4 protein-coding genes are annotated in these 3,290 nt (G+C 64.4%); 2 read left to right on the top strand and 2 right to left on the bottom strand.

Features of this window, described 5'->3' with window-relative positions; genetic code table 11:
- Window positions 1–488 (top strand): DNA alkylation repair protein (locus ABYW26_RS12465; RefSeq protein WP_372605226.1); only part of this gene is annotated, 488 nt, incomplete at its 5' end.
- A gap of 3 nt (window positions 489–491) precedes the next feature.
- Here the strand turns inward: ABYW26_RS12465 and ABYW26_RS12460 are convergent.
- Window positions 492–884 (bottom strand): D-galactarate dehydratase, encoded by a 393-nt coding sequence (locus ABYW26_RS12460; RefSeq protein ID WP_372605224.1) that lies wholly within the window; start codon window positions 882–884, stop codon window positions 492–494.
- Window positions 885–1,023: 139 nt separating this feature from the next.
- On the opposite strand from ABYW26_RS12460, the gene moaA reads away from it, so the two are divergent.
- Window positions 1,024–2,028 carry a GTP 3',8-cyclase MoaA gene (moaA, locus tag ABYW26_RS12455; RefSeq protein WP_372605222.1) on the top strand — a complete coding sequence of 335 codons (1,005 nt, stop codon included), beginning with the start codon at window positions 1,024–1,026 and terminating at the stop codon, window positions 2,026–2,028.
- Window positions 2,029–2,033: 5 nt separating this feature from the next.
- Here the strand turns inward: moaA and ABYW26_RS12450 are convergent.
- On the bottom strand, window positions 2,034–3,290 hold a 1,257-nt coding region (locus ABYW26_RS12450), incomplete at its 5' end, for an ABC transporter permease (protein WP_372605221.1).

The following is a 3,290-nucleotide window of genomic DNA, read 5'->3' as shown; positions in this document are numbered from 1 at the left end:
TGTGGCGCACCGATATATTCGAGGCCCGTCTGGCGGCGGCCAAGCTGTTGACCCAGGCGCGGATCCGGCCCGATGATGCGGTATGGGATCTGATCGTATCATGGCTGCCGGATTTCGACAGCTGGGCGATTGCCGATCACGTTTGCATGGCCGGGCAAAAGCGCCTGCTGGCCGATCCGTCGCGCGTGGATCAGGTCGCGGAATGGACCACCTCGGATCACATGTGGACCCGGCGCGCGGCGCTGGTCATTACCTTGCCATGGACCAAACAGAACCACCCCAAGCCCGCCGATCTTGAGATCCGTCAGCGGGTGCTGGGCTGGGCGGCGGGCTATGTTCCCGACCGCAACTGGTTCATTCAAAAGGCGATTGCATGGTGGCTGCGCGAATTGTCGAAACACGACCCCGAGCCGGTGATCGCGTTTCTGGCCGAACACGGCGACCAGATGAAACCCTTTGCCCGCAAGGAAGCCGGGAAATACCTGTAAGCCTCAGGGCCGCAGGAACAGCTGCATTTCAAACGTGCCGGTCAGCGGCGCGCCCACAACCCGCAGTGCCGCCAGCGACACCTGCGCGCCCTCGCCCGTGAAGGGCCGCAAATCCACCAGAACCGAGCCGCCGGTCGGCGGATAAAAGAGCCGCCCCTTTTGCGCCTCGCTGACACGGCTGGTCATCACCCAGAACCCCGGATCAGTCGGATCGCCTAAGCTGGCGGTCAGGGTGCCCAGATCGCGCTCGGGCCGGTCGACCGGGCGCAGCGTCGTCATCGGCGCGGGTTTCATTGGGCTGGCGGCCTCGGGGGCGGGCGTGGCCTCGGGCACCGATTCCGGCACCGCGTCGGGCGCTGTCATACAGCCCGCCAGCGCCAGCATCACCACCAGCATCGCCGCCGTTCTTTTTGGTCCCTGCCCTGTCATCCGCCCTCTGCCTTGGTTCCGGCATCAGCCTACGCGCCTGCCCGCGCGGATTCAACGCAGTCGAATGCGTCTTGCCGTTCCTTGCCTAGGCTCTTATTTTCCTCGCATGACACCGCAGCTGATTGATCCCTTTGCCCGCGCTATTACCTATCTGCGCGTCTCGGTCACCGACCGCTGCGATTTCCGCTGTGTTTATTGCATGGCCGAAAACATGACCTTCCTGCCCAAGTCCGAATTGCTGACGCTTGAGGAACTGGACCGCATGTGCAGCGCCTTTATCGGACTGGGGGTCGAGAAGCTGCGGATCACTGGCGGCGAGCCCTTGGTCCGCAAGGGCATCATGACCTTTTTCAACGCCATGACCCGGCATCTGGACAGCGGCGCGCTGAAGGAACTGACGCTGACCACCAACGGATCGCAACTGGAACGCTTTGCGACCGATCTTTATGCCGCCGGGGTGCGGCGGGTGAATGTGTCGCTGGATACGCTGGACGATGATAAATTCGCCCGCATCACCCGGTGGGGGCGGCTGCCGCAGGTCTTGCGCGGCATTGACGCGGCACAGGCGGCGGGGCTGCGGGTCAAGATCAATGTCGTGGCCCTGAAAGACTTTAATGAAGACGAGCTGTTCCGCATCACCGAATGGTGCGCCCAGCGCGATATGGACCTGACCTTTATCGAGGTCATGCCGATGGGCGATCTGGGCAACGAAGACCGCGTCGGACAATATTGGTCGCTGGACGATCTGCGGGCGCAACTGGCGCAGGCCTATACGCTGATTGATCTGGACGAACGCTCGGGCGGGCCGGCGCGCTATGTCCGGCTGGCCGAGACCGGGCAGAAGATTGGCTTTATCACCCCGCTCAGCCATAATTTCTGCGAAAGCTGCAACCGGGTGCGGATGACCTGCACCGGTCAGTTGTTCATGTGTCTGGGGCAGGAAGATATGGCCGATCTGCGCACACCGCTGCGCGCCGGCCCCGACGACGGGCCGCTGATCGACGCCATTCACAAGGCGATCGGGCTAAAGCCCAAGGGTCATGATTTCGACTATTCGCGCCAGCGTGCCGATGGTCAGGTCAGCCGCCACATGAGCCATACCGGCGGCTGATCGCCTTAGCGGTTGGTGCGCGCCAGCATCAGCACCGCCACCAGTCCGACCACGATCACCAGCAACGCCGCAGGCGCTGCATCAGCGATATTTTCCAGCGAGGCCTTGTCATAGACCCGCGTGGCCAGCGTGTTGAACCCGAACGGGCGCAGCAACAGCGTGGCGGGCAATTCCTTGACGCAATCGACGAACACCAGCAACAACGCCGTGCCGACCGAGCTGCGGATCAGCGGCAGATAGACCGCGCTAAGCGTGCCGCGCGCCGTGCGGCCCAGGGATCGCGCCGCCATCGGCAGGCTGGGGGTGATCCGGCCCATGGCGCTGTCGGCCGCGCCTTGGGCAATGGCAAAGAACCGCACGCAATAGGCAAAGATCACCGCAAAGGCCGAGCCGGTCATCACCAGCCCGATATCGACACCACTCAGGCGCTGGATCAGATCGGCCAGCGCGTTGTCAGCCCGCGCCATCGGGATCAGCAGCCCCACGGCCAGAACCGCCCCCGGCGCGGCATAGCCGATGGTCGTCACCGGCATCAGCAGGCGCGGCAGCGCATGACCGCTGAGGCGCACGCCGTAAACCAGAAACAGCGCCGCCAGAACAGTCGCCACCGCCGCGATACCGCCAACCATGATCGTATTGCCCAGCGCCGTCAGCAGCCCGGTCGACAGCCAGCTGTCGGTCGCGTCCAAAGCATGGCTCAGGATCACGCCACCGGGCAGGACAAAGCCAAAGCAGAACGGGATCAGGCAGGCCACCACCGCCGCCGCAGCCGGCAGGCCCGTCAGTTGAATGCGGGTCACCGGGCGGCTGTGACGCGAGGGGTTATAGAACCGCATCCGACGGCGGCTGATCTTTTCCAGCGACACCAGCGCAAGGATCAGCACAAGGATCACCACCGCGATCTGCGCCGCGCCGCCAGCGTTGCCACCTTCCAGCCAGACGCTGAAAATGCCGGTGGTCAGGGTCTGCACAGCGAAATAATCGACGACACCGAAATCGTTGACGGTCTCCATCATCACGATCGCCGCGCCTGCCGCGATGGCGGGGCGCGCCAGCGGCAGGCCGACCCGAAAGAACCGCCCGAACGGCCCGGCGCCCAGCGCGCGGGCAACCTCGTAAACGCCGCCCGATTGCTCGCGAAAGGCGGCGCGGGTCAGCAGGTAGACATAGGGATACATCGCCGCCGACAGCACCAGAACAGCCGCCGCGCGCGACCGGATTTCCGGGAACCAGTAATCGCGGGCCGAGGTCCAGCCGAACAT

Origin of the sequence: Actibacterium sp. (genome assembly GCF_041584535.1) — a bacterium.
GTDB lineage: Bacteria > Pseudomonadota > Alphaproteobacteria > Rhodobacterales > Rhodobacteraceae > Actibacterium_D.
Note: the sequence above shows the minus strand (reverse complement) of the source record. Positions and strands in the feature narration are given on the sequence as shown.

Coding starts and splice junctions, on each gene's coding strand:
- moaA (WP_372605222.1), top strand. CDS start 1,024: ATGACACCGCAGCTGATTGATCCCTTTGCCCGCGCTATTACCTATCTG.
- ABYW26_RS12460 (WP_372605224.1), bottom strand. CDS start 884: ATGCTGGTGGTGATGCTGGCGCTGGCGGGCTGTATGACAGCGCCCGAC.